The organism is Streptomyces lucensis JCM 4490 (genome assembly GCF_014650035.1).
Classification (GTDB): domain Bacteria; phylum Actinomycetota; class Actinomycetes; order Streptomycetales; family Streptomycetaceae; genus Streptomyces; species Streptomyces lucensis.
The window spans coordinates 180929-202782 of record NZ_BMUE01000011.1 but is presented as its reverse complement, the minus strand read 5'-3'; the positions used below and the strand labels follow the sequence as shown (position 1 = coordinate 202782).

At 73.1% G+C, this 21854-nt stretch carries 18 protein-coding genes; 6 read left to right on the top strand and 12 right to left on the bottom strand.

Annotated features, from left to right (window positions below):
* Positions 1 to 3: 3 nt before the first annotated feature.
* The 9 genes from IE177_RS24360 to IE177_RS24320 all read right to left on the bottom strand — a co-directional run bounded on the left by IE177_RS24360 (position 4) and on the right by IE177_RS24320 (position 13831).
* The gene (locus tag IE177_RS24360) at positions 4 to 741 is read right to left on the bottom strand and encodes an enoyl-CoA hydratase family protein (RefSeq protein ID WP_190017535.1); all 738 of its coding nucleotides are present in this window, start codon (positions 739 to 741) and stop codon (positions 4 to 6) included.
* Positions 738 to 2306, bottom strand: coding sequence for a 4-coumarate--CoA ligase family protein (locus tag IE177_RS24355; protein ID WP_190017534.1), 1569 nt, complete (start codon positions 2304 to 2306; stop codon positions 738 to 740). The genes IE177_RS24360 and IE177_RS24355 overlap by 4 nt, the downstream gene beginning before the upstream one ends.
* A gap of 60 nt (positions 2307 to 2366) precedes the next feature.
* Complete coding sequence (locus tag IE177_RS24350) at positions 2367 to 3557, bottom strand: acyl-CoA dehydrogenase family protein (protein WP_190017533.1); 1191 nt, start codon at positions 3555 to 3557, stop codon at positions 2367 to 2369.
* The gene (locus tag IE177_RS24345; RefSeq protein ID WP_190017532.1) at positions 3554 to 5413 is read right to left on the bottom strand and encodes an acetyl/propionyl/methylcrotonyl-CoA carboxylase subunit alpha; all 1860 of its coding nucleotides are present in this window, start codon (positions 5411 to 5413) and stop codon (positions 3554 to 3556) included. The genes IE177_RS24350 and IE177_RS24345 overlap by 4 nt, the downstream gene beginning before the upstream one ends.
* 8 nt (positions 5414 to 5421) lie before the next feature.
* Positions 5422 to 7020 carry an acyl-CoA carboxylase subunit beta gene (locus IE177_RS24340; RefSeq protein ID WP_190017531.1) on the bottom strand — a complete coding sequence of 533 codons (1599 nt, stop codon included), beginning with the start codon at positions 7018 to 7020 and terminating at the stop codon, positions 5422 to 5424.
* Positions 7017 to 8693 carry an acyclic terpene utilization AtuA family protein gene (locus IE177_RS24335; RefSeq protein WP_190017530.1) on the bottom strand — a complete coding sequence of 559 codons (1677 nt, stop codon included), beginning with the start codon at positions 8691 to 8693 and terminating at the stop codon, positions 7017 to 7019. The genes IE177_RS24340 and IE177_RS24335 overlap by 4 nt, the downstream gene beginning before the upstream one ends.
* Positions 8690 to 9484 carry a TIGR03084 family metal-binding protein gene (locus IE177_RS24330; protein ID WP_190017529.1) on the bottom strand — a complete coding sequence of 265 codons (795 nt, stop codon included), beginning with the start codon at positions 9482 to 9484 and terminating at the stop codon, positions 8690 to 8692. The genes IE177_RS24335 and IE177_RS24330 overlap by 4 nt, the downstream gene beginning before the upstream one ends.
* A 321-nt stretch (positions 9485 to 9805) precedes the next feature.
* Complete coding sequence (locus IE177_RS24325; RefSeq protein WP_190017528.1) at positions 9806 to 10744, bottom strand: EamA family transporter; 939 nt, start codon at positions 10742 to 10744, stop codon at positions 9806 to 9808.
* Between the two features lie 192 nt (positions 10745 to 10936).
* Positions 10937 to 13831 carry an FAD-binding and (Fe-S)-binding domain-containing protein gene (locus tag IE177_RS24320; RefSeq protein WP_190017527.1) on the bottom strand — a complete coding sequence of 965 codons (2895 nt, stop codon included), beginning with the start codon at positions 13829 to 13831 and terminating at the stop codon, positions 10937 to 10939.
* Between the two features lie 157 nt (positions 13832 to 13988).
* Between IE177_RS24320 and serC the strand changes: the two genes are divergently transcribed.
* Positions 13989 to 15107 (top strand): phosphoserine transaminase, encoded by a 1119-nt coding sequence (serC, locus tag IE177_RS24315; RefSeq protein ID WP_190017526.1) that lies wholly within the window; start codon positions 13989 to 13991, stop codon positions 15105 to 15107.
* Positions 15108 to 15249: 142 nt separating this feature from the next.
* Here serC and IE177_RS24310 read toward each other — a convergent pair whose 3' ends face one another.
* Positions 15250 to 16233 carry a TolB-like translocation protein gene (locus IE177_RS24310; RefSeq protein WP_190017525.1) on the bottom strand — a complete coding sequence of 328 codons (984 nt, stop codon included), beginning with the start codon at positions 16231 to 16233 and terminating at the stop codon, positions 15250 to 15252.
* Between the two features lie 88 nt (positions 16234 to 16321).
* On the opposite strand from IE177_RS24310, the gene IE177_RS24305 reads away from it, so the two are divergent.
* Positions 16322 to 17005, top strand: coding sequence for a GDSL-type esterase/lipase family protein (locus IE177_RS24305; protein WP_190017524.1), 684 nt, complete (start codon positions 16322 to 16324; stop codon positions 17003 to 17005).
* An 88-nt stretch (positions 17006 to 17093) separates the two neighbouring features.
* Positions 17094 to 17684, top strand: coding sequence for a Uma2 family endonuclease (locus tag IE177_RS24300; protein ID WP_190017523.1), 591 nt, complete (start codon positions 17094 to 17096; stop codon positions 17682 to 17684).
* A gap of 12 nt (positions 17685 to 17696) precedes the next feature.
* On the opposite strand, the gene IE177_RS24295 is transcribed toward IE177_RS24300, so the two are convergent.
* Positions 17697 to 18635, bottom strand: a complete 939-nt coding sequence (locus tag IE177_RS24295) for an RNA polymerase sigma-70 factor (RefSeq protein WP_190017522.1) — start codon at positions 18633 to 18635, stop codon at positions 17697 to 17699.
* Positions 18636 to 18808: 173 nt separating this feature from the next.
* Here IE177_RS24295 and IE177_RS24290 point away from each other — a divergent pair, with 173 nt between their 5' ends.
* Positions 18809 to 19294, top strand: coding sequence for a carboxymuconolactone decarboxylase family protein (locus IE177_RS24290; RefSeq protein ID WP_190017521.1), 486 nt, complete (start codon positions 18809 to 18811; stop codon positions 19292 to 19294).
* A 127-nt stretch (positions 19295 to 19421) separates the two neighbouring features.
* Positions 19422 to 20414: an aldo/keto reductase gene (locus IE177_RS24285; RefSeq protein WP_190017520.1), complete on the top strand. Its 993-nt coding sequence runs from the start codon at positions 19422 to 19424 to the stop codon at positions 20412 to 20414.
* 122 nt (positions 20415 to 20536) lie between these two features.
* Here the strand turns inward: IE177_RS24285 and thpR are convergent, their stop codons facing one another.
* Complete coding sequence (thpR, locus tag IE177_RS24280; RefSeq protein ID WP_190017519.1) at positions 20537 to 21109, bottom strand: RNA 2',3'-cyclic phosphodiesterase; 573 nt, start codon at positions 21107 to 21109, stop codon at positions 20537 to 20539.
* A 105-nt stretch (positions 21110 to 21214) separates the two neighbouring features.
* On the opposite strand from thpR, the gene IE177_RS24275 reads away from it, so the two are divergent.
* Positions 21215 to 21799 (top strand): Uma2 family endonuclease, encoded by a 585-nt coding sequence (locus IE177_RS24275; protein WP_190017518.1) that lies wholly within the window; start codon positions 21215 to 21217, stop codon positions 21797 to 21799.
* Positions 21800 to 21854 lie beyond the last annotated feature (55 nt).

Below are 21854 nucleotides of genomic sequence, written 5' to 3'. Positions count from 1 at the left end.
TGCTCACACCACCCATGCCGCGTCCCGTCTCTCCAGGAAGGCCGTCATCCCCTCCCGGGCGTGGGCGGAGGAGAACAGCCGGGCCGAGAGCGCGGTCAGGGCGGCCGCGTCCCGGTCGAACGTTTCCAGCACCCTAGCCGTGAGCAGTCGTTTCGTCTCGGCCAGGGCCTGGGGCGAGGAGCGGCGCAGGCCGTCGAGGACGGTGGCCAGGGCCTCGTCGACGTCGTCCGCGGTCGCGGTGAGCAGGCCGAGGCGCACGGCCTCGGCGGGGCCGAAGCGTTCGCCGGTGAGGTAGTAGCGGGCCAGGGCGCGCGGGTCGGCGCGCGGCATCACCGGCAGGGAGATCACGGCGGGGGCGACGCCGATGCGGACCTCGGTGAAGGCGAAGGTGGCCGTGGTGGCGGCGGCGGTGATGTCGCAGGCGGCGAGGAGGCCGAGGCCGCCGGCGCGGACGTGTCCGGTGACCCGGGCGACGACCGGTTTGGGCAGCTCGACGATCTGCCGCAGCAGGCCCACCAGCGCGTCCGGGTGGGGCGGGTCGCGCAGGTCGGCCCCGGCGCAGAAGGTGGTGCCGGTGTGGGTGAGGACGACGGCCCGTACGTCCGGGTCCTTGCCGCAGTCGGTCAGGGCGTCGGCGAGGCCGGAGACGAGCGGCGCGGAGAGCGCGTTGCGGGTGCCGGCCGAGTCGAGGCTGAGGGTTTCGACGGCACGCGCGCGTGTGCGGCCGATGGGTGCGTTCATGCGTGCTCCCTGAGCTGCCGCCGCAGGATCTTGCCGGAGGCGGCGCGCGGGACGGTGTCGGTGAAGGTGATCCGGCGGACGCGTTTGTAGGGGGCGACGCGTTCGGCGACGTACAGCAGGATCTCGTTCTCGGTCAGTTCGCCGGCGGTGGGGCGGCGGACGACGAAGGCGTGCGGGATCTCGTTGCCGGAGTCGTCGGGGGCGCCGACGACGGCGGCGTCGGCGATGCCGGGGTGGGTGACCAGCAGGGCCTCCAGTTCGGCGGGGGCCACCTGGTAGCCCTTGTACTTGATGAGTTCCTTGACCCGGTCGACGACGAACAGCCAGCCGTCGGCGTCGACATGGCCCACGTCGCCGGTGTGCACCCAGCCGTCGGCGTCGATCAGGGCGGCCGTGGCGTCGGGGCGGCCGAGGTAGCCCTTCATCACCTGCGGTCCGCGGATGAGGATCTCGCCGCGCTCGCCGGTGCCGAGGTCCTTGCCGGAGTCGTCCAGGGAGACGATCCGCATCTCGGTGCCGGCGATCAGTCTGCCGACCGTGCCGGCGGGTGCCTCGTGCAGGCGGTCGAGGGGGACGACGTGGGTGCCGGGCGACAGTTCCGTCATGCCGTAGGCCTGGCCGATCGGGGGCAGGCCGAGGCGTTCGCTGCAGGCGAGGGCGAGCCGGGCGTCGAGGGGGGCGGCGGCGCTGATGACGTGCTTCAGCGACGACAGGTCGTAGCGGGTGACGGCCGGGTGCTTGGCGAGGGCGAGGACGATGGGCGGGGCGACGTACAGGTTGGTGATGCGGTGGGTCTCGATCGCGGCGAGGAAGGTCTCCAGGTCGAAGCGGGGCAGCACGACGACCGTGGCGCCCTGGCGCAGGGGCGCGTTCATCAGGGCGGTCAGGCCGTAGATGTGGAAGAACGGCAGGACGGCGAGGATGCGGTCGCCGGGTCCGGCCGGGACGGCGGGTTCGAGCTGGGCCAGGTTGGTGGCGATCTGCCGGTGGGTGAGCATCACGCCCTTGGGGACGCCGGTGGTGCCGGACGAGTACGGCAGCGCGGCGACGTCCTCGGCGGGGTCGAAGCCGACGCGGGGCTCGGGGGCGGTGGTGGCCAGGAGGTCGATCAGGGAGCGGTGCCCGGGTGCGCTGTCGCACACGAGGATCTCCCGTACGCCGCCCGCGAGTTCGGCGGAGCGGCGGGCGGCCGCGAGCAGCGGGGAGACGGTGACGATCCAGCGGGCGCCGCTGTCGCCGAGCTGCTTGGCGAACTCCTCCGGGGTGGCGAGCGGGTGCACCGTGGTGACGGAGGCGCCCGCGCGCGTGGCCGCGTAGAAGGCGGTCGGGAAGGCGACGGTGTTGGGGCTGTGCAGGGCGAGGACGTCGCCCTTGCGGACGCCGGCGTCGGCGAACGCGGCGGCCAGGCGCCGGTGGAACCGGTCCACCTGCTCGTACGTGAGGGTGGTGCCGTCCGTGCCGTCGATGAGGGCCGGCTGGTCGCCGAAGTCGGCGGCCCGGCCCAGGACGGCCTCGTGGATGGGGAGTTCTACGGGCGGGACGTCTGCGTACTCGCTGCGGAACACGGTTCCTCCAAGCGGCTACGGCGGCCTGGGGCTCTCGTCCGGGTGAGGCGGACGGGAGACCTAGTAGGACTTGGGCAGGCCCAGGGTCTGGTGGGAGACGTAGTTGAGAATCATCTCCCGGCTCACCGGGGCGATACGAGCCACGCGCGCCGCCGTTATCAGCGGGGCGAGCCCGAACTCGCGCGTGAGCCCGTTGCCGCCGAGGGTGTGCACGGCCTGGTCGACGGCCTTCACGCAGGCCTCCCCGGCCGCGTACTTCGCCATGTTGGCGGCCTCGCCCGCCCCGGCGTCGTCGCCCGCGTCGTAGAGATGGGCCGCCTTCTGCATCATCAGCCGGGCCAGCTCCAGGTCGATGTGCGCCTGCGCCAGAGGGTGGGCGATGGCCTGGTGGGTGCCGATGGGAGCCTTCCAGACGGTACGGTCGCGGGCGTACTCGACGGCCCTCGCGAGCGCGAACCGGCCCATCCCGATGGCGAAGGCGGCCGTCATGACGCGTTCGGGGTTGAGTCCGGCGAACAGCTGGAGCAGGCCGGCGTCCTCTCCTCCACTGCCGGAAGCGTGGGAGGTGCCCCCACCGACCAGCGCATCGCCGGGCAGCCGCACGTCGTCCAGGAACAGCTCGAACTGCTTCTCCGCGGCGTTGAGTTCCATGTCGATGCGGTGCCGGGAGAAGCCCTCGGCATCCCGCGGCACGATGAAGAGGCAGGGCTTGAGCGTGCCGGTGCGGGCGTCCTCCGTGCGGCCGACGACGAGGGTGGCGTCCGCCTGGTCCACGCCGGAGACGAAGACCTTGCGGCCGGTGAGCAGCCAGTCGGCGCCGTCGCGGCGGGCGGTGGTGGTGAGGCGGTGGGAGTTGGAGCCCGCGTCGGGTTCGGTGATGCCGAAGGCCATGGTGCGGGTGCCGTCGGCGAGGCCGGGCAGCCAGGTCCGCTTCTGCTCCTCCGTGCCGAAGCGGGAGATCACCGTGCCGCAGATGGCCGGGGAGACGACCAGCATCAGCAGGGGAGACCCGGCGGCGCCCAGCTCCTCCAGGACGATGGAGAGTTCGGCGATGCCGCCGCCTCCGCCGCCGTACTCCTCGGGGAGGTTGACGCCGAGGTAGCCGAGTTTGCCGGCCTCCGCCCAGAGTTCGGTGGGGTGGCGGCCCTCGGCGATGGTGCGGGTGACGTAGTCGCGGCCGTAGCGCCTGCCGAGGGCGGCGACCGCTGAGCGGAGGGCCTTGTGCTCTTCGGACTCGATGAGGGTGGTCATCTGGACTCCTGGAGTTCGTGTACGACCGCCAGCAACATTCCTGGCTCGACCTGCTGTCCCGTCCTGACGTGCAGGGCGCCGAGCGTGCCCGTGACGGGCGCCGGGATCTGGTGCTGCATCTTCATCGCCTCCAGCCAGATCAGCGGCTGGCCGGCCCGGACCGCGGCGCCCTCGGCCAGCCCGTCGGCGACGCGGACGACCGTGCCCGGCATCGGCGCCAGCAGGGAGCCCGGCGCGAGCTGGGCGGCCGGGTCGGGGAAGCGGGGCAGGGCGGTGAGGCGGGTGGAGCCGACGTGGACCTGGTCGCCGTACCGGGCCACCTCGAACCTGCGCCGCACCCCGTCCACGTCGAGGACGACCAGGTACGCGCCGGCGTGCACGACCCGCACCCCGTCGGCCGCGAGGCCCTCCCGCGTATGCCGGTAGCGCACCTCGTGCTCCTCGCCCGCCATCTCGTACCGCTTGACCTGCGGCTGCGAGGGGACGTTGCGCCAGCCGCCGAAGCGGGAGCGGCCGTGGGCGTCGGCGAGGGCGGCGGCGAGCGGGGCGTACGGATCGGCGGCCGGTGCGGTCAGCTCGGGCAGGTGGCGGTCGTAGAAGCCGGTGTCCATGCGGGCGGACGTGAACTCCTCGTGCCGCAGGGAGCGCACCAGCAGGTCGCGGTTGGTGACCGGGCCGTGGACGGCGGCCGTGTCGAGGGCGCCGGCGAGTCTGCGGACCGCCTCCGCGCGCGTGGGCGCGTGTGCGACGACCTTCGCGAGCATCGGGTCGTAGTGCACGCCGATGGTGTCGCCGTCGGCGCAGCCGGTGTCGAGGCGGACGCCGGCCGGTACCGCGAGCCGGTGCAGGGTGCCGGTCTGCGGGGCCCAGCCCCGCGCGGGGTCCTCGGCGTAGAGGCGGGCCTCGACGGCGTGGCCGCGCGCGCGTGGCGGCTCGCCGTCCAGCGGGCGGCCCTCCGCGACGCGGATCTGCTCCGCCACGAGGTCGATGCCGAGCACCGCCTCGGTGACGGGGTGCTCGACCTGCAGGCGGGTGTTCATCTCCAGGAAGTGCGCGCGGCCGTCGGCGACCAGGAACTCGACCGTGCCGGCGCCGGTGTAGGAGACGGCGCGCGCGGCGCGCACGGCGAGCGCGTGCAGCTCCTCCTGGAGCCCCGCGGTCAGGCCGGGCGCCGGGGCCTCCTCGATGACCTTCTGGTGGCGGCGCTGGAGGGAGCAGTCGCGGGTGCCGAGCGCCCAGACGGTGCCGTGGGCGTCGGCGAGGATCTGCACCTCGACGTGCCGGCCGTGCTCGATGTACGGCTCTACGAACACCTCGCCGTCACCGAAGGCGCTCGCGGCCTCGGCGCGCGCGCCCTCCAGCGCGGCGGGCAGCTCGTCCAGGCGGCGCACGATCCGCATGCCGCGCCCCCCGCCGCCCGCGGCGGCCTTCACCAGGACCGGCAGGCCGGCGTCGGTCACCTCGGACGCGTCGAGGGGCGCGAGACCCATCAGCCGCTTGGCGCGGGTCTTGGACGCCATGGCCTCGATGGCCTGAGGGGGCGGGCCGATCCACGTCAGGCCGGCGTCGAGGACGGCGCGGGCGAAGCCGGCGTTCTCGGAGAGGAAGCCGTAGCCGGGGTGGACCGCGTCCGCGCCGGCGGCCAGGGCGGCCTTCACGATCAGGTCCCCGCGCAGGTACGTCTCCGCGGGCGCCGCTCCCGGCAGCCGTACCGCCGCGTCGGCCACGCGCGCGTGGAGCGCGTTCTCGTCGGCGTCGGAGTGCACGGCCACGGTGCGGATGCCGAGGTCCGCGCAGGTGCGGAAGACGCGGCAGGCGATCTCGCCGCGGTTGGCGACGAGTACGGTCGAAATCACGTGGTCCCTCACATCCGGAAGACGCCGAAGCCGCCGCGCGCACCCTCGTAGGGCGCGGTGTGGACGGCGGACAGGCACAGGCCGAGGACGGTGCGGGTGTCGCGCGGGTCGATGACGCCGTCGTCGTACAGCCGCCCGGACAGGAACATCGGCAGCGACTCCGACTCGATCTGCTGCTCCACCATGGCGCGCAGGGCCGCGTCCGCGTCGTCGTCGTACGGCCGTCCCTTCGCCGCCGCCGACTGCCGGGCGACGATGGAGAGCACGCCCGCGAGCTGCTGCGGTCCCATGACGGCGGACTTGGCGCCGGGCCAGGCGAACAGGAAGCGGGGGTCGTAGGCGCGGCCGCACATGCCGTAGTGCCCGGCGCCGTACGACGCCCCGAGGAGCACGGACAGGTGGGGCACGCGGCTGTTGCTGACCGCGTTGATCATCATCGCGCCGTGCTTGATGATGCCGCCCTGCTCGTACTCCCTGCCGACCATGTAGCCGGTGGTGTTGTGCAGGAACAGCAGCGGGATGTCGCGCTGGTTGGCGAGCTGGATGAACTGGGCGGCCTTCTGCGACTCCTCGCTGAACAGGACGCCCCGGGCGTTGGCCAGGATGCCGACGGGATAGCCGTGCAGACTCGCCCAGCCGGTGGTGAGGCTCGTGCCATACAGCGGCTTGAACTCGTCGTAGTCGGAGGCGTCGACGATCCGGGCGATGACCTCGCGCGGGTCGAAGGGGGTCTTCAGGTCGCCGGGGACGATGCCGAGGAGTTCGTCCGGGTCGTACCGGGGCGGCTCGGCGGGGCCCGGATCGGGGTGTGCCTTGCGGTGGTTGAGGCGGGCGACCACGCGGCGCGCCTGGCGCAGGGCGTCCGGTTCGTCGACGGCGAAGTGGTCGGCGAGGCCGGACACGCGCGCGTGCATCTCCGCGCCGCCCAGCGACTCGTCGTCGCTCTCCTCCCCGGTGGCCATCTTCACCAGGGGCGGCCCGCCGAGGAACACCTTGGCCCGCTCCTTGACCATGATCACGTGGTCGGACATGCCGGGGACGTAGGCGCCGCCGGCGGTGGAGTTGCCGAAGACGACGGCGATGGTCGGGACACCGGCGGCGGAGAGCCGGGTGAGGTCGCGGAAGACGGCCCCGCCGGGGATGAAGATCTCCTTCTGCGACGGCAGGTCGGCCCCGCCGGACTCCACCAGGCTGACGCAGGGCAGCCGGTTGGCGAGGGCGATGTCGTTGGCGCGCAGGGCCTTCTTCAGGCTCCACGGGTTGCTGGCGCCGCCGCGTACGGTCGGGTCGTTCGCGGTGATCAGGCACTCCACGCCCTCGACCACGCCGATCCCGGTGACCAGGGAGGCGCCGACGGCGTAGTCGCTGCCCCAGGCGGCCAGCGGGGACAGCTCCAGGAACGGGGTGTCGGGGTCGAGGAGCAGTTCGATCCGCTCGCGGGCGAGCAGTTTGCCGCGCCCGCGATGCCGTTCGACGTACTTGGGGCCGCCGCCGGCGAGCGCCTTGGCGTGCTCGGCCTCCAGGTCGGCGACCTTGGTGAGCATGGCCTCGCGGTTGGCCCGGTAGTCGGGGGCGGCGGGGTCCAGGGCGGTCTTCAGAACCGTCACAGCAGCATCTCCGGGATGTCCAGGTGGCGGGAGCGCAGCCATTCGCCGAGGGCCTTGGCCTGCGGGTCGAAGCGGTGCTGGGCGGCGACGCCGGCGCCGAGGATGCCCTCGACGACGAAGTTGAGGGCGCGCAGGTTCGGCAGTGGGTGCCGGGTGACGGGCAGGTCGCGGCTCTCGGGGACCAGCTGCCGGAAGCGGTCGGCGGTCAGCTCGTGGGCGAGCCAGCGCCAGGCGTCGTCGGTACGGGCCCAGACTCCGACGTTGGCGTTCCCGCCCTTGTCCCCGCTGCGGGCTCCGGCGACCAGGCCGAGGGGGGCGCGGCGGGTGGGGCCGGGCGGGAGGGGGTCGGGAAGCGGCTGGGGCGGTACGTCGGCCAGTTCATGTGTCTCCTGTGGTGCCGGCACAGGGATACGGCGTCCGTCGTGGAGAACGGCCATGTGGTCGACGGCACCTTGGGGTACGTACACATCCTCGAAGACCCCATAGGGGGTGCCCTTTCCGGGTGGTGCCAGCACATGGAAGCCCGGGTAGCTCGCCAAGGCCAGCTCCACAGCGGCCCCGCTCAGTGCCCGGCCCACGACCTGCTGGTCAGGGTCGCGGACGACGAGCCGCAGCAGGGCGCTCGCGGTCTCCTCGGTGGCCGCGTCGGCCCGGTCGGTGCGGACGAGATCCCACCGCACCTCACCGGGCGGCGACTTGGCGAGCGCGTCGGAGAGCTGTTCGCGCACGAGGGCCGCCTTGGCCTCGACGTCGAGTCCGGTGAGGACGAAGACGACCTCGTTGCGGAACCCGCCGAGCCGGTTGAGCCCGGCCTTGAGCGCCGGCGGCGGGGCCTCACCGCGCACGCCCTCGATCCGCACCCGGTCCGGCCCGTCCTGGCTCAGCCGTACGGTGTCCAGCCGGGCGGTGACGTCGGGCCCGGCGTACCGGCCGCCGCCGGTCTCGTACAGCAGCTGGGCGGTGACCGTACCGACGTCGACGAATCCGCCGGTCCCGGGGTGCTTGGTGACGACGCAGCTGCCGTCGGCGTGGATCTCTGCGAGCGGGAAGCCGGGACGGCGCACGTCCCCCTTGCGGAAGAAGGCGTAGTTGCCGCCGGTGGCCTGCGTCCCGCACTCCAGCACGTGCCCGGCGACGACGGCGCCGGCGAGGCGGTCGTGGTCCGCCGGACCCCAGCCGAAGTGGGCGGCGGCGGGCCCGGTGACCAGGGCCGCGTCGGTGACCCGCCCCGTGACGACGATGTCCGCGCCCGCCCGCAGGCACTCCGCGATGCCGAAGCCGCCGAGGTAGGCGTGGGCGGCGAGCGCGCCGGGGTGGGCGGCTGCGAGGTCGTCGCCCTCGACGTGCGCGACGCGCAGGGGGATGCCGAGCCGCCCGGCCAGCTCGCGCACCCGCTCGGCGAGTCCGGCCGGGTTCAGGCCGCCGGCGTTGGTGACGATCCGCACCCCGCGCTCGTGGGCGAGGCCGAGGCAGTCCTCCAGCTGGCGCGGGAAGGTGCGGGCGTAGCCGGCGGCGGGGTCCTTCAGCCGGTCGCGGCCGAGGATGAGCATGGTGAGTTCGGCGAGGTAGTCGCCGGTGAGGACGTCGAGTGCGCCGCCGGTCAGCATCTCGCGCAGGGCGTCGGAGCGGTCGCCGTAGAAGCCGGAGAAGTTGCCGATGCGCAGCGTGTTCACCGCTTCGCACCCTTCGGCGGACGTCCGGCGCCGGGCGGGCCGGCGAAGGCCTGGGCGATGCCGAGCCAGCGGTCGGCGTCCGGGCCCTCCGCGGTCAGGGCGAGGTCGGCGCGGTGGGCGCGCTGGGTGACCAGGAGGCAGAAGTCCACGGCGGGGCCGGTGACGCGCTGGGCGGCGTCCTCCGGACCATACGCCCACACGTCACCGGAGGGCGCGCGCAGTTCGACCCGGATCTCCTCGGCGGGTGGCGTGAGTCCGTGGACCGTATAGGCGAAGTCACGCGTCCGCACCCCGAGTCGGGCCACATGTCTGATCCGGTCGGTGGGTGGGCTCACCACACCAAGGGCCTCGGCGATGTCCAGTCCATGGGCCCACGTCTCCATGAGACGGGCTGTGGCCATGGATGCGGCCGACATGGGTGGGCCGTACCAGGGGAACCGGCCGCCCGGCGGCGCGGAGCGCAGGGCCTGCTGGAGGGCGTCGCACCCGGCACGCCAGGTCGCCGTCAGTTCGGCGTGCGGGAGCCGGGCGCCCTCCTCCGCCCCCTCGTCCACGAACGTGCCGGGGGCGGCCAGCGCCTTCTCGACCAGCGCCTGGAAGGCGCCGGCGTCGGTGACGGCCAGCAGGGCCGAGTGGTCGGTCCAGGCGAGGTGGGCGATCTGGTGGGCGACGGTCCAGCCGGGCGCGGGAGTGGGGAGCGCCCACTGCCGCGGAGTCAACTCAGCCGTGAGCAGGTCGAGTTCTTCGCTCTCGGCACGCAGGTCGTCGATGACGGGCGTCGGGTCGGCCATAGGGGGGAGCATGGCAGCGGCTCCAGAAACAATCAAGCATGCTTGCATGATTTTGTCGGGAGGCCCTGGGAGGCCCGCGGTCGGCCGGCGACGGAAGCTGCGCGGGGAGTCGGCGGAGTCGGCTCCCCGGGTGATGAGGCGGACCGGGTGTCCCGGATCGCGCGGGCAGGTGGCGATGACCAGGCCTCCCCGGTCCGGCGAGACACCGGCGAGGTTGTGCGCCCACTCCGGGCGGCAGGCCGGAAAAGTACCCGGTTCCGGTCCCGCCGGGCAGCAGCGCGAGGGGAAAGGCCGCACGGCGCCCGCGTGCGCCCGCCGCGGTCAGGCCTCCGGGGCCCGGACCGGGACCTTGCTGCGCCCCACCTGGGTCCGTACGGCGCCGATGCTCGCCGCGATCACGAGGGCGATGGCGGCGGCCTGGGCGGCGGACAGGGCCTGGCCGAGGATCAGGAAGCCGGCCGTCGCCGCGATGGCCGGCTCCAGGCTCATGAGGATGGCGAAGGTGGAGGCGGGCAGGCGACGCAGGGCCAGGAGCTCCAGCGTGTAGGGCAGCACCGAGGAGAGCAGGGCCACCGCCGAGCCGAGGGCGACGGTGGTGGGGTCCAGCAGGCGGCCGCCGGCCTCCGCGATGCCGATGGGGAGGAAGAGCAGGGCCGCGACGGCCATGGCCAGCGCCAGCCCGTCCGCCTGCGGGAAGCGGCGCCCCGTACGCGCACTGAAGACGATGTACGCCGCCCACATGGCGCCGGCCCCCAGGGCGAAGGCGACACCGATGGGGTCGAGGTCGCTGAACCCTCCGCCGCCGAGCAGGAAGACGCCCGCGAGGGCCAGGCACGCCCAGATCGCGTTGACCGCGCGGCGGGAGGCGAGGACGGACAGTGCCAGCGGGCCGAGGACCTCCAGGGTGACCGCGGGGCCCAGCGGGATACGGGCCACGGCCTCGTAGAAGAGGCCGTTCATCGCGCCCATGGCGATACCGAAGACGATCACCGTGCCCCAGTCGGTGCGCGAGTGGCCGCGGAACTTCGGGCGGCACACCAGCAGCAGGACTACGGCCGCCGCGATCAGGCGCAGGGTCACGACACCGAGCGCGCCGGCGCGGGGCATCAGCGTCACCGCGAGCGCACCGCCGAACTGCACCGAGACGCCGCCGGCCAGCACCAGCCCGACCGGACCGAGCGAGCCGAGGCGGCGCGGGGCACCACCGGAGGGGGAGGGTGCGGCTTGCGTCGAGGGTGCGGTGGCGCTGCGGGTGCTCACGGGGCGGTCCTGGGCTTGCTCGGCATCGGATCTTGTTCAGCTCGCTGTACTAATGAGTCCAGGGTAGTGGACTCCGTCAGGAGTGTGAACCCCTGACGGGACTGTCCTGGATGCTGAGACGAGCCGTGCTCGGATACCGGGCCGAGAGCACCGCCGGCCTCCCGCGGGCGTCCGTCAGTCGCCTCGCGTCCGTCAGTCGCCTCCCCTCTCCTGCCGGTCCAGGGCGTTGGCCAGGATTTCCGCCAGGTGGTGTCCCCGTGTCCCCGCGAGTTGCTCCAGCTGGGTGCGGCAGGAGAAGCCGTCCGCCAGGATCACCGTCTCCTGCGGGGCCTGCCGTACCGAGGGCAGGAGCTGTTCCTCCGCGCAGGTCCGCGACACCTCGAAGTGGCCCTTCTCGAAGCCGAAATTGCCCGCGAGGCCGCAGCAGCCCCCGCTCAGCTCGCCGGTGAGCCCCGCGGCCTCGCGCAGCCGCCGGTCGGGGGCGTCGCCCAGGACCGCGTGCTGGTGGCAGTGCGTCTGGCCGGCGACCGGGCGGCCGACGGCGGGCGGGGTCCAGTCGGGGGCGTGCCGTTCCAGCGTCTCGGCGAAGGTGAGGACCGCCGAGGAGAGCCGGGCCGCGCGGGGGTCGTCGTGCAGCAGCTCGGGCAGGTCCGTGCGCAGGGCTGCGGCACAACTCGGTTCCAGGACGACGACGGGGACCCCGGCCCGCAGCACCGGCTCCATCAAATCCAGTGTGCGGCGCAGCACCGTACGGGCCCGGTCGAGCTGGCCGGTGGAGACGTAGGTCAGGCCGCAGCAGACGCGGGCCCGGCGGGCCGTCAGCAGCGCGGTCGCCGCCCCCGACCTGCCGTCCCCGACGGCCGCCCCGCGCGTGGTCAGCGTCGGCGGGAGGGCCACCACGAGCCCGGCGGCCTCCAGCACGCGGACGGCGGCCCGCCCGACGGACGGCGACAGGTGCTCGGTGAAGGTGTCCGGCCACAGCACCACCAGCTCGCCGGAGCCGCCACCGGAGCACCGCGGTGCCTCGGCGGGTCGCCTCTTCCGCCACCAGCCGGTGAACGTCCGCCGCGCCAGCCGGGGGATCTCCCGCTCGGGGGCGATCCCGCCGAGGCGCTTCGCCAGCTGCGGCAACGGCCGTACCGTCGCGAGGGCGTTGAGCAGCGGGGCCGTGCGGGTGAGGGCGACCAGGCGGAGCCACTGCGGCAGCCGGCCCATGCTGTGGTGGGCGGCGGGGCGGCGGCGGCCGGCGTAGTGGTGGTGCAGGAACTCCGCCTTGTAGGTGGCCATGTCGACGCCGACCGGGCAGTCCGTGCGGCAGCCCTTGCAGGACAGGCAGAGGTCGAGGGCGTCCCGGACCTCCGTGGACCGCCAGCCGTCGGTGACCACCTCGCCCGCGAGCATCTCGTGCAGCAGCCGGGCCCGGCCGCGGGTGGAGTGCTCCTCCTCGCCGGTCGCCCGGAACGAGGGACACATCACGGCGGGCCCGGACGCCGTGGCCGTACGGCACTTGGCGACGCCCACGCAGCGGCGGACGGCGGCCCGGAAGTCCCCGCCGTCGGCCGGGTAGCCGAAGGCCACGTCCACCGGACGGTCCGGGAGCACGGAGAAGCGGAGGTTGCCGTCGAGCGGTGCCGGGCGGACCAGCATGCCGGGGTTGAGCAGGTCGTCCGGGTCCCAGACGCCCTTGGCCCGCTCGAAGAGCCGTACCGTCCCCGCCCCGTACATCCGCGGCAGCAGCTCCGCGCGCGCCTGCCCGTCCCCGTGCTCCCCGGACAGGGAGCCGCCGTGCGCCACCACCAGGTCGGCCAGTTCCTCGGAGAAGCGGCGGAAGCGGCCGACGCCGTCCGGGGTGAGCAGGTCGAAGTCGATGCGGACGTGGACGCAGCCGTCGCCGAAGTGGCCGTACGGGGTGCCGCGCAGTCCGTGGGCCGAGAGCAGGGCGCGGAAATCGCGCAGGTAGGCGCCGAGCCGGGCGGGCGGCACCGCGCAGTCCTCCCAGCCGGGCCAGGCCTCGGTGCCGTCGGGCATCCTGGTCGCCGTGCCGCTCGCGTCCTCCCGGATGCGCCACAGGGCGCGCTGGACGGCCGGGTCGGTCACGACCAGCGCGTCCACGACGTCGGCCGCGCGGACGATCTCCTCGGCACGCGCGCGTGCCTGCGCCGGCGACCGGCCGCCGGTCTCCACGAACAGCCAGGCACCGCCGCGCGGCAGCCCCGCCGGCGAGCGCACCAGGTCGGCCGCCATGCCCTCGACCGTCAGCGGCCGGTACGGCAGCAGACCCGCGGCGGCCTCGGCGGCGGCGCTCTCGTCGACGTACCCCAGCACCGCGAGGGCGCGTGCGGCGGGCGCCTCCACCAGCTCCACGACCGCCTCGGTCAGGATGCCGAGCGTGCCCTCGGAGCCGCAGAAGGAGCGGGCGACGTCGGCGCCGTTCTCGGGCAGCAGGGCGTCCAGCGCATAACCGGAGATGCGGCGGGGCAGGTCCGGGAAGCCCGTGCGCAGCCGGGCCAGTTCCGCCTCGGCCAGCTCCCGCAGGCCGTCCGGCGCCCCCGCCCAGTCCCGTCCCAGCCGCAGCCGCTGCCCGCGCGCGGTGAGCACGGACAGCTCCCGCACGCTGTCCGCGGTCGTGCCCCAGGCGACCGAGTGCGAGCCGCACGCGTTGTTGCCGATCATCCCGCCGAGCGTGCACCGGCTGTGGGTGGACGGGTCGGGGCCGAAGCGCAGGCCGTGCGGGGCGGCGGCCTCCTGGAGCCGGTCGAGGACCAGCCCCGGCTGCACGACGGCGGTGCGGCTGCCGGGGTCCAGCTCCAGCAGGGCGTTCATGTGCCGGGTGAAGTCCAGCACCACGCCCGTCCCCGTCGCCTGCCCCGCGATCGACGTGCCCCCGCCGCGCGCCACCACCGGCACCCCGCGCGCCCGGCACACCTCCAGCACGGCGGCCACGTCGTCGGCGTCGCGCGGCACGACCACCCCCGCCGGGACCCGCCGGTAGTTGGAGGCGTCCATGGTGACCAGCGCCCGGGAGGCGGCGTCGAAGGCGACCTCGCCCCGCACGGCCCCGCGCAGTTCGCCCGCAAGATCTGTCATGCGTCCAGGATGCATCCGATCACGGACAGTCACCGAGACTTTTCCACAGCCCCGCCCGTACCGTCGTACAAGCTCACAAGTCCACGTGCCGGTGATCTCGTCTCATCCGACGGACAGGTGCCCACGCCGGTCATCCCCAGCGGCTAACCTCCTAGTCGTGGCCGACATCCAGATCCCCGCAGACATCAAGCCCGCCGACGGACGCTTCGGCGCTGGCCCCTCCAAGGTGCGGACCGAGGCGCTGGACGCCCTCGCCGCCACCGGTACGTCCCTGCTGGGCACCTCCCACCGCCAGGCTCCCGTGAAGAACCTGGTCGGCAGGGTCCGCGAGGGCATCTCGGAGCTGTTCTCCCTGCCCGAGGGCTACGAGGTGGTCCTCGGCAACGGCGGCTCCACCGCCTTCTGGGACATCGCCACCCACGGCCTGATCGAGAACAAGTCCCAGCACCTCAACTTCGGCGAGTTCTCCTCCAAGTTCGCCAAGGCCGCGAAGCTCGCCCCCTGGCTGGCGGAGCCCACCGTCATCTCCGCCGACCCCGGCACCCACCCCGAGGCCCGGGCCGAGGCGGGCGTCGACGTCTACGCCTTCACCCACAACGAGACCTCCACCGGTGTCGCCATGCCGATCAAGCGCGTGGCCGGCGCCGACGAGGGCGCGCTCGTCCTGGTGGACGCCACCTCCGGCGCGGGCGGCCTCCCGGTCGACGTCGCCGAGACCGACGTCTACTACTTCGCCCCGCAGAAGTCCTTCGCCTCCGACGGCGGCCTGTGGATCGGCGTCTTCTCCCCGGCCGCGATCGAGCGCGCCGAGCGCGTCCACGCGAGCGGCCGGCACGTCCCGGAGTTCTTCTCGCTGCCCACGGCGATCGACAACTCCCGCAAGAACCAGACGTACAACACCCCGGCCCTCGCCACCCTGTTCCTGCTCAACGAGCAGCTGGAGTGGCTCAACGGCCAGGGCGGCCTCGCCTGGTCCACCGCCCGCACGAAGGACTCCTCGACCCGGCTGTACACCTGGGCGGAGGAGTCCAAGTACGCGACGCCGTTCGTGTCCGACCCGGCCAAGCGCTCCCAGGTCATCGGCACGATCGACTTCTCCGACGAGATCGACGCGGCGGCCGTCGCCAAGGCGCTGCGCGCCAACGGCATCGTGGACACCGAGCCGTACCGCAAGCTCGGCCGCAACCAGCTGCGCATCGCGATGTTCCCGGCGATCGACCCGGCGGACGTCGAGGCGCTGACCGCGTGCGTCGACTACGTGATCGAGAAGCTCTGACCTCTCGCACACGACGCCGAGGGCGCCCGCCGCACACCGTGCCGGGCGCCCTCGCCCATGTGACCGCACCCCGCCCCCGTTGGTCCCCGCGTCCGCCCCCGTTGGTCCCCGCGTCCGCGCCGGTCGGTCCGCGCGGCGGCGCTCAGCGCCGCCGGCGCAGCAGCCGCAGGCCGAGGAGCACGGCCACCCCGGCGGCGACGACGGCGGCCCCCACCTTCAGGCTCGCGCCCCCCATCGGGTCACCGGCGAAGGAACCGGCACCGTCGTCGGCCGAGGGGGAACCGGAGGCGGGACGGCCCGGGGCGTCCTTCGCCTGCACGTAGCTGCCGTCGCCCTCGCTGCCGTACATCAGCCGGGATCCGTCGGCCGAGTAGCTGAGGGACTCGCCCTGACCCTGTAAAGGCACTGCAAGCGAGCCCTTGCGCTTGATCCGGCCGCCGTTCCAGTCGTAGTAGATCCCGCCGAAGTAGCCGCGCACGGCCAGCTGTCGCCCGTCCGGGGAGAACGCGGCGTCGGTGGCCCAGAGGTCGACGGCGGCGACCGGCCGGAAGACGTTCGCGCCGGAGGTGGAGAGGGTGGCGGGACCCTCGTACAGGTGCCCCCCGTCCTCCTTCTTGTCGATGATGTACACGCGCCCGGTCTTCGGGTGCACGATCAGCGACTCGGCGTCCCGCGGCCCGTTCTCGTACTTCACGACGTACTGCTTGGCGGTGACCGTCTGGTCCTTGAGCACCTTCGGCTCGGGCAGCCGGTAGATCCACACGTACGGCCACTTGCCGCCGAAGTTGTCGCCGATGTCGCCGACGTAGATCTCGTCGTGCGGCCCGATGGAGACGGCCTCGACGTCGCGCGGGGCGCCGATGCCGCGCAGGGTGAGCCGGGCGACGGTCTTCCCGGTCCGGCTGTCCACGGCGTACAGGTACGGCCCGTCGTCGCTGTCGTTGTGCGTCCAGTAGATGCCCGGGTGCAGACGGGAGGCGGCGAGCCCGCTGGACTCGGTGATCCGCGGGTCCTTGATCGGGAACCCCTGGTCGGCACCGCCGTCACCGCCGTCGGCGGCGGAGGCGGGCAACGCGCAGGCACCGGTGAGCAGGATCCCGGCGAGGACGGCGAACGATCGACGCATGACCCAAGCCTGCCATCCCCGCCGGTGGTTCGCGGGACGTGGTGGGCCTCACATCCCATGGACACCGGTGATCGTCCATCATGAGCGGATGCTCAGGTTCATGCCCGTAGGCGACTCGATGACGATCGGGAGCGCGGGCGAACACACATGGCGCTACCGGCTGTGGCAGCACCTGCGCGCGACGTACGGCGGCCCGTTCACCTTCGTCGGCCCGCGCGAGGAGCTGTACGACAAGACGGCCGACGCACCGGTGTCCCTGGCCTACGCCGACCCCGGCTTCCCGCGCGCCCACCTGTCCGGCTGGGGCGAGGGCTGGCTGCACATGGCCCCGCTGATCGGCGACGCGGTCAGGGCCCACCGCGCCGACGTCCTGCTGGTCTCCCTGGGCCTGATCGACCTGGGCTTCTACACGAACGCCGAGCAGACGGCGGAGAACGTGACGGCGTTCGTGGCGCGGGCACGGGAGGCCGACCCGCGCGTCCGCATGGTGCTGCTGCCGGTCATCCCCAACATCCGGGCCGAGGCGGACGACTCCTTCGCCACCCAGGTGACGCTGTTCAACGAGCTGCTCGCGAAGGCGGTCGCCGACCTGGACGAACCCCGCTCACCGATCCTGCTGGCGTCGCCCCCGCAGGCGTACGACATCCACACCGACACCTACGACGGCACGCACCCCAACGCGAGCGGGGAGCACCGGATCGCCGGGGCGTTCGCCGCGGCGATGTGGGAGGCGTGGGGTATCGGACGGGCGTACGCGGCCGGAACGGGCTGACCGAGCACCGGCCTCACCCGGTCACCGTGCGTATCGTTGTACCGCGCGGCTGCACCTGCGCGTGGGGCAGCCGGGGAGGAGCGCCACGATGACCATCCTCGAAGACAGGATCGCGATGGCCGACGCCGACGCCGACACCGAGCGCCTGGACGAATGGTTCGAGCGTCTCGAGCGGATGCCCGTCCCCGAAGGATTCAGGGTCGAGATCGTCGGGGGCAGCATCTTCATGACGCCACAGCGGGACACTCACTGGGCAATCGTCTTCCGTATCGCAGCAGCCGTCGCGGAGAAGTTCGGGATGGACAAGGTGTTCTCGGACGTCCGTATCGACTTCCCCGGGTACCGGAACGGCTTCTGCCCCGACATCGCCAAACTCCGCGACTCCGCGAAGAAGGACGACAAGGGCCACTGGCGGTACGAGGACGTCGAGTTCGTCGCCGAGGTCGTCTCCCAGGCCACCGCCCACAACGACTACGGCCCGAAGAAGCTCGCCTACGCGGAGGCCGGGGTCCCCGTGTACGTCGTCGCCGATCCCTACCAGGGCCGCTGCTTCGTCTACACCGACCCCGAGGACGGCGACTACGAGAACCGCACCGCGGTGGACTTCGGCACCGACGTCGACCTGAGCGGCACCGTGGTCGACCTCGTCCTGAAGACCGAGGACTTCCCCCGCGACTGAGGCCGCTCCGGCTCAGCGGCGCAGGGCCGTCTCCCGTTCGATGTGGGACAGCTTCGCCGGGTTGCGCACGGCGTAGAGCCCGGTGATGAGGCCGCCCTCGACGTGGGCCGCCACCACGGTGTCGATCTCGCCGTCGAGCCGGACCAGCAGGGCCGGGCAGCCGTTGACGTGCGTCCGCTCCAGTGACAGCCCGGCGACGATCCTGCCCAGTCCGCCGAGCAGCAGGCGGGCCACCTTGTCGGCGCCCAGCACGGGCCGCAGGACGGCCTGTTTGACGCCGCCGCCGTCGCCCAGGAGGACGACGTCCGGCGCGAGGACGTCGAGCAGACCCTGCAGGTCGCCCGTCTCGGTCGCCCGCTGGAACGCGTCGAGCGCGTCGCGGGTCTCGGCCGGGGACACGGTCCCGCGCGGCCGGCGCGCGGCGACGTGGGCCCGTGCGCGGTGCGCGATCTGGCGGACCGCGGCCGGGCTCTTCTCGACGGCCTCGGCGATCTCGTCGTATCCGAGGTCGAACACCTCGCGCAGCACGAACACCGCCCGCTCCGTCGGCGCGAGCGTCTCCAGGACGAGCAGCATCGCCATCGAGACGCTGTCGGCCAGTTCGACGTCCTCGGCCACGTCGGGCGCGGTCAGCAGCGGCTCGGGGAGCCAGGAACCGACGTAGGACTCCTTGCGGCGGCCCAGTGCGCGCAGGCGGCTGAGCGCCTGGCGGGTGGTGATGCGGACCAGGTACGCCCGCTGCTCGCGGACCGTGCCGAGGTCGACGCCCGCCCAGCGCAACCAGGTCTCCTGGAGCACGTCCTCCGCGTCGGCGGCCGAGCCGAGCATCTCGTAGGCGACGGTGAACAGCAGGTTGCGGTGGGCGACGAACGCCTCGGTGGCCGGATCGGCGTGTCCGCCGCCGGGCCGCTCCGCCGCACCCCGCGTGGCCGCGCTGTTCTCACTGTTCACCGGCTGCTCCCGTCCGTCCGCTGTCGACCGTCCCCCGCGCACAGGACGCCGGTCGTCGCGGCTCCGTGACACCCTCGCACGGTGACTCACGTCACATCCCCGGCCCGTCACAGGCGGCGGCCCGGCGGCATCCCGTGTTCGTCCGATGCGACACCACGAGTGAGGACGAGATCATGGACGCCCGCTTCAACCTGTTCGAGAACGAGATCAGCGCCAAGTTCGCCAAGCGGTTCGCCAACACGAGCCAGGTGATCGAGCAGTCGCCGCTGCCGAAGACCACCCAGGAGCTGGTGGCGCTGCGCGCCAGCCAGATCAACGGCTGCGGCTGGTGCGTGGACTTCCACGTCAAGGAGGCCGCGGCCGCCGGAGAGGCCGCGGTCCGGCTCCACCTGGTCGCCACCTGGCGGGAGTCCACCGTGTTCACCGAGGCCGAGCGCGCCGCCCTGGCGTTCGCCGAGGAGGGCACCCGACTCGCCGACGCCCACCTCGGCGTGTCCGACGAGACGTGGGCCGGGCTGCGCAAGCACTACGACGACGACCAGACCGCCGCGCTGGTCTGCCTGGTCGCCCTGATCAACGCCGCCAACCGGCTGGCCGTGCTGGTGCACCAGCGGGGAGGGTCCTACGAGGCCGGCATGTTCGACGCCATGCGCGACTGACCGGCGCTCCGGCCCGGGTCGCCCGGCCCGGGCCGGGCCGGTGCGCCGCTTGCGGCGAGGGGACCCAACCGCCCGGCCCCGCAAGTCGCTTGCCTAGAGCGCACTCCAAGCCGTTGGCTGGTGGACCATGAAGTACACGCAGCTTGGACGCACGGGACTCAAGGTAAGCCGACTCGTCCTCGGGACGATGAACTTCGGGCCGCAGACCGAGGAGACCGACAGCCACGCCATCATGGACGCGGCGCTGGACGCCGGCATCAACTTCTTCGACACGGCCAACGTCTACGGCTGGGGCGAGAACAAGGGACGCACCGAGTCCATCATCGGCAACTGGTTCGCCAAGGGCGGCGAGCGGCGCGAGAAGGTCGTCATCGCCACCAAGGTCTACGGCAACATGGGCGCCGACGGCGAGGCCTGGCCCAACCACGACAAGCTCTCCGCGGTGAACATCCGGCGGGCGGTGGACGCCAGCCTCAAGCGCCTGCGGACCGACTACATCGACCTCTACCAGTTCCACCACGTCGACCGGAACACACCCTTCGAGGAGATCTGGCAGGCGATCGACACCCTCGTCCAGCAGGGCAAGATCCTCTACGTCGGATCCTCCAACTTCCCCGGTTACAAGATCGCCCAGGCCAACGAGATCGCGGCCCGGCGCGGCGGCACCATCGGCCTGGTCAGCGAGCAGTGCCTGTACAACCTCTTCGAGCGCCGCGCCGAGATGGAGGTCATCCCGGCCGCGCAGGACTACGGCCTCGGCGTCATCCCCTGGTCGCCGCTGCACGGCGGTCTGCTCGGCGGAGTGCTGAAGAAGCAGGTGGAGGGCGGTCGCCGCGCCTCCGGGCGGGCCGCCGACACCCTGGGCGACCCCGCTGCCCGCGCCCGCATCCAGTCCTACGAGGACCTGCTCGACAAGCACGGCCTGGAGCCCGGCGAGGTCGCGCTGGCATGGCTGCTGACCCGGCCCGGCGTGACCGGTCCGATCGTCGGCCCGCGCACCGCCGGGCAGCTGGAGTCGGCGCTCAGGGCGGTGGAGCTGGAGCTGAGCGAGGAGCTGCTGAGCGGCCTGGACGAGATCTTCCCGGGCCCGGGGCCGTCGCCGGAGGCGTTCGCCTGGTAGGGGGCGGCACGGCGGCGGCGCGGCGCTACCTGCCTGCCGCCGCCACAGCCACCAGTACGAACATCAGAACAAGCGCACCGGCCATGATCCGGTTCCGGGTTTTCGGGTCCACGTGTCCGAGACTAACCGGCCCCGCCCAGTGCCCAGCGGCCGACCGTCTCGTACCGGGGCTGTTCCCCCGGCACCCCGGACCTCGGCAGGTGGCTGCGCACCAGCGCCAGGTCGGTGACGGTCCAGGCCGGGCCGGTGAACTCCCTGAGCAGGTCCACGTGGGGCCGTACGTCGACGGCGTCCCGGCTGCGGGCCACCGTCAGGTGGGGCTGGTAGCGACGGTGCCCGCTCATCGGGACCCCCGCCTTGCGGGCCGCCGACTCCGCCCGGCCGGCCAGCAGCCGCAGGGCCTCCACGTCTCCCGTGGCCCCCGCCCACAGCGCCCTGCCGTGCCCGAACTGACCGCCGCCGGCGAGTGCCAGCCCGAAGGGGGCCGCACGGTGGGCGGCCCAGGCCAGGCGGTCCGTCAGGCCGGGCACCAGCTCGTCGGCGACCTCGCCGTAGAACGCGAGCGTGAAGTGCCAGCCGGGGCGCCCGGTCCAGCGCAGACCGTCCGCCCCGGGGAGCCCGCGCAACGCGGCGACCTCACGGGCGAGCGCGTCGGTGACGTCGTCCGGGGGCAGTACGGCGGCGAAGAGTCTCATGCCGCCAGTCTCCCGCCGCACGTCCCGGGGTGACCGGGCGACCGTGCGTATCGTTGTACCGCGCGGCTGCGCACGCTCGTGGGGCAGCCGGGGAGGAACGCCACGATGACCGTCCTCGAAGACAGGATCGCGATGGCCGAGAGCGACAATACGATCACGCTCGACGAGATGTTCGAGCGGCTCGAGAAGATGCCCGTCCCCGAGGGATACAAGGTCGAGATCGTCGAGGGGACCGTCTTCGTGTCGCCACAGCGGGACACCCACTGGGAGATCGTCCTGGACATCGTCGAGCAGCTGCGGGCCAAGTACCCCCGCAGGCGCGTGATGTCCGACGTGCGCATCGACTACCCGGGACACCTCAACGGGTTCGCGACCGACGTGCCGGTGATCGCGGAGGGCGCAGTCAAGACGGAGGGCCGCTGGCGGTGCTCGGATGTCGATTTCGTCGCCGAGGTCATCTCCGGGGGCACCGCCGCCAACGACTACGGCTCGAAGAAGACCGCCTACGCCAAGGCCGAGGTTCCCGTGTACGTCATCGCCGACCCGTACAAAGGCGAGTGCCTCGTCTGCACCCACCCCAACGACGGCCGGTACGCCCGCGAGGCGAAGGCCGACTTCGGCGAGGAGCTCGACCTCCTGGGCACCCCAGTCGGTCTCGTCCTCAAGACGGACGAGTTCCCCCGCGACTGAGCGCCCGGCACCGGCCGCCGGAAAAACCCCCACCGCGCCAAAACGGGCATGTGCA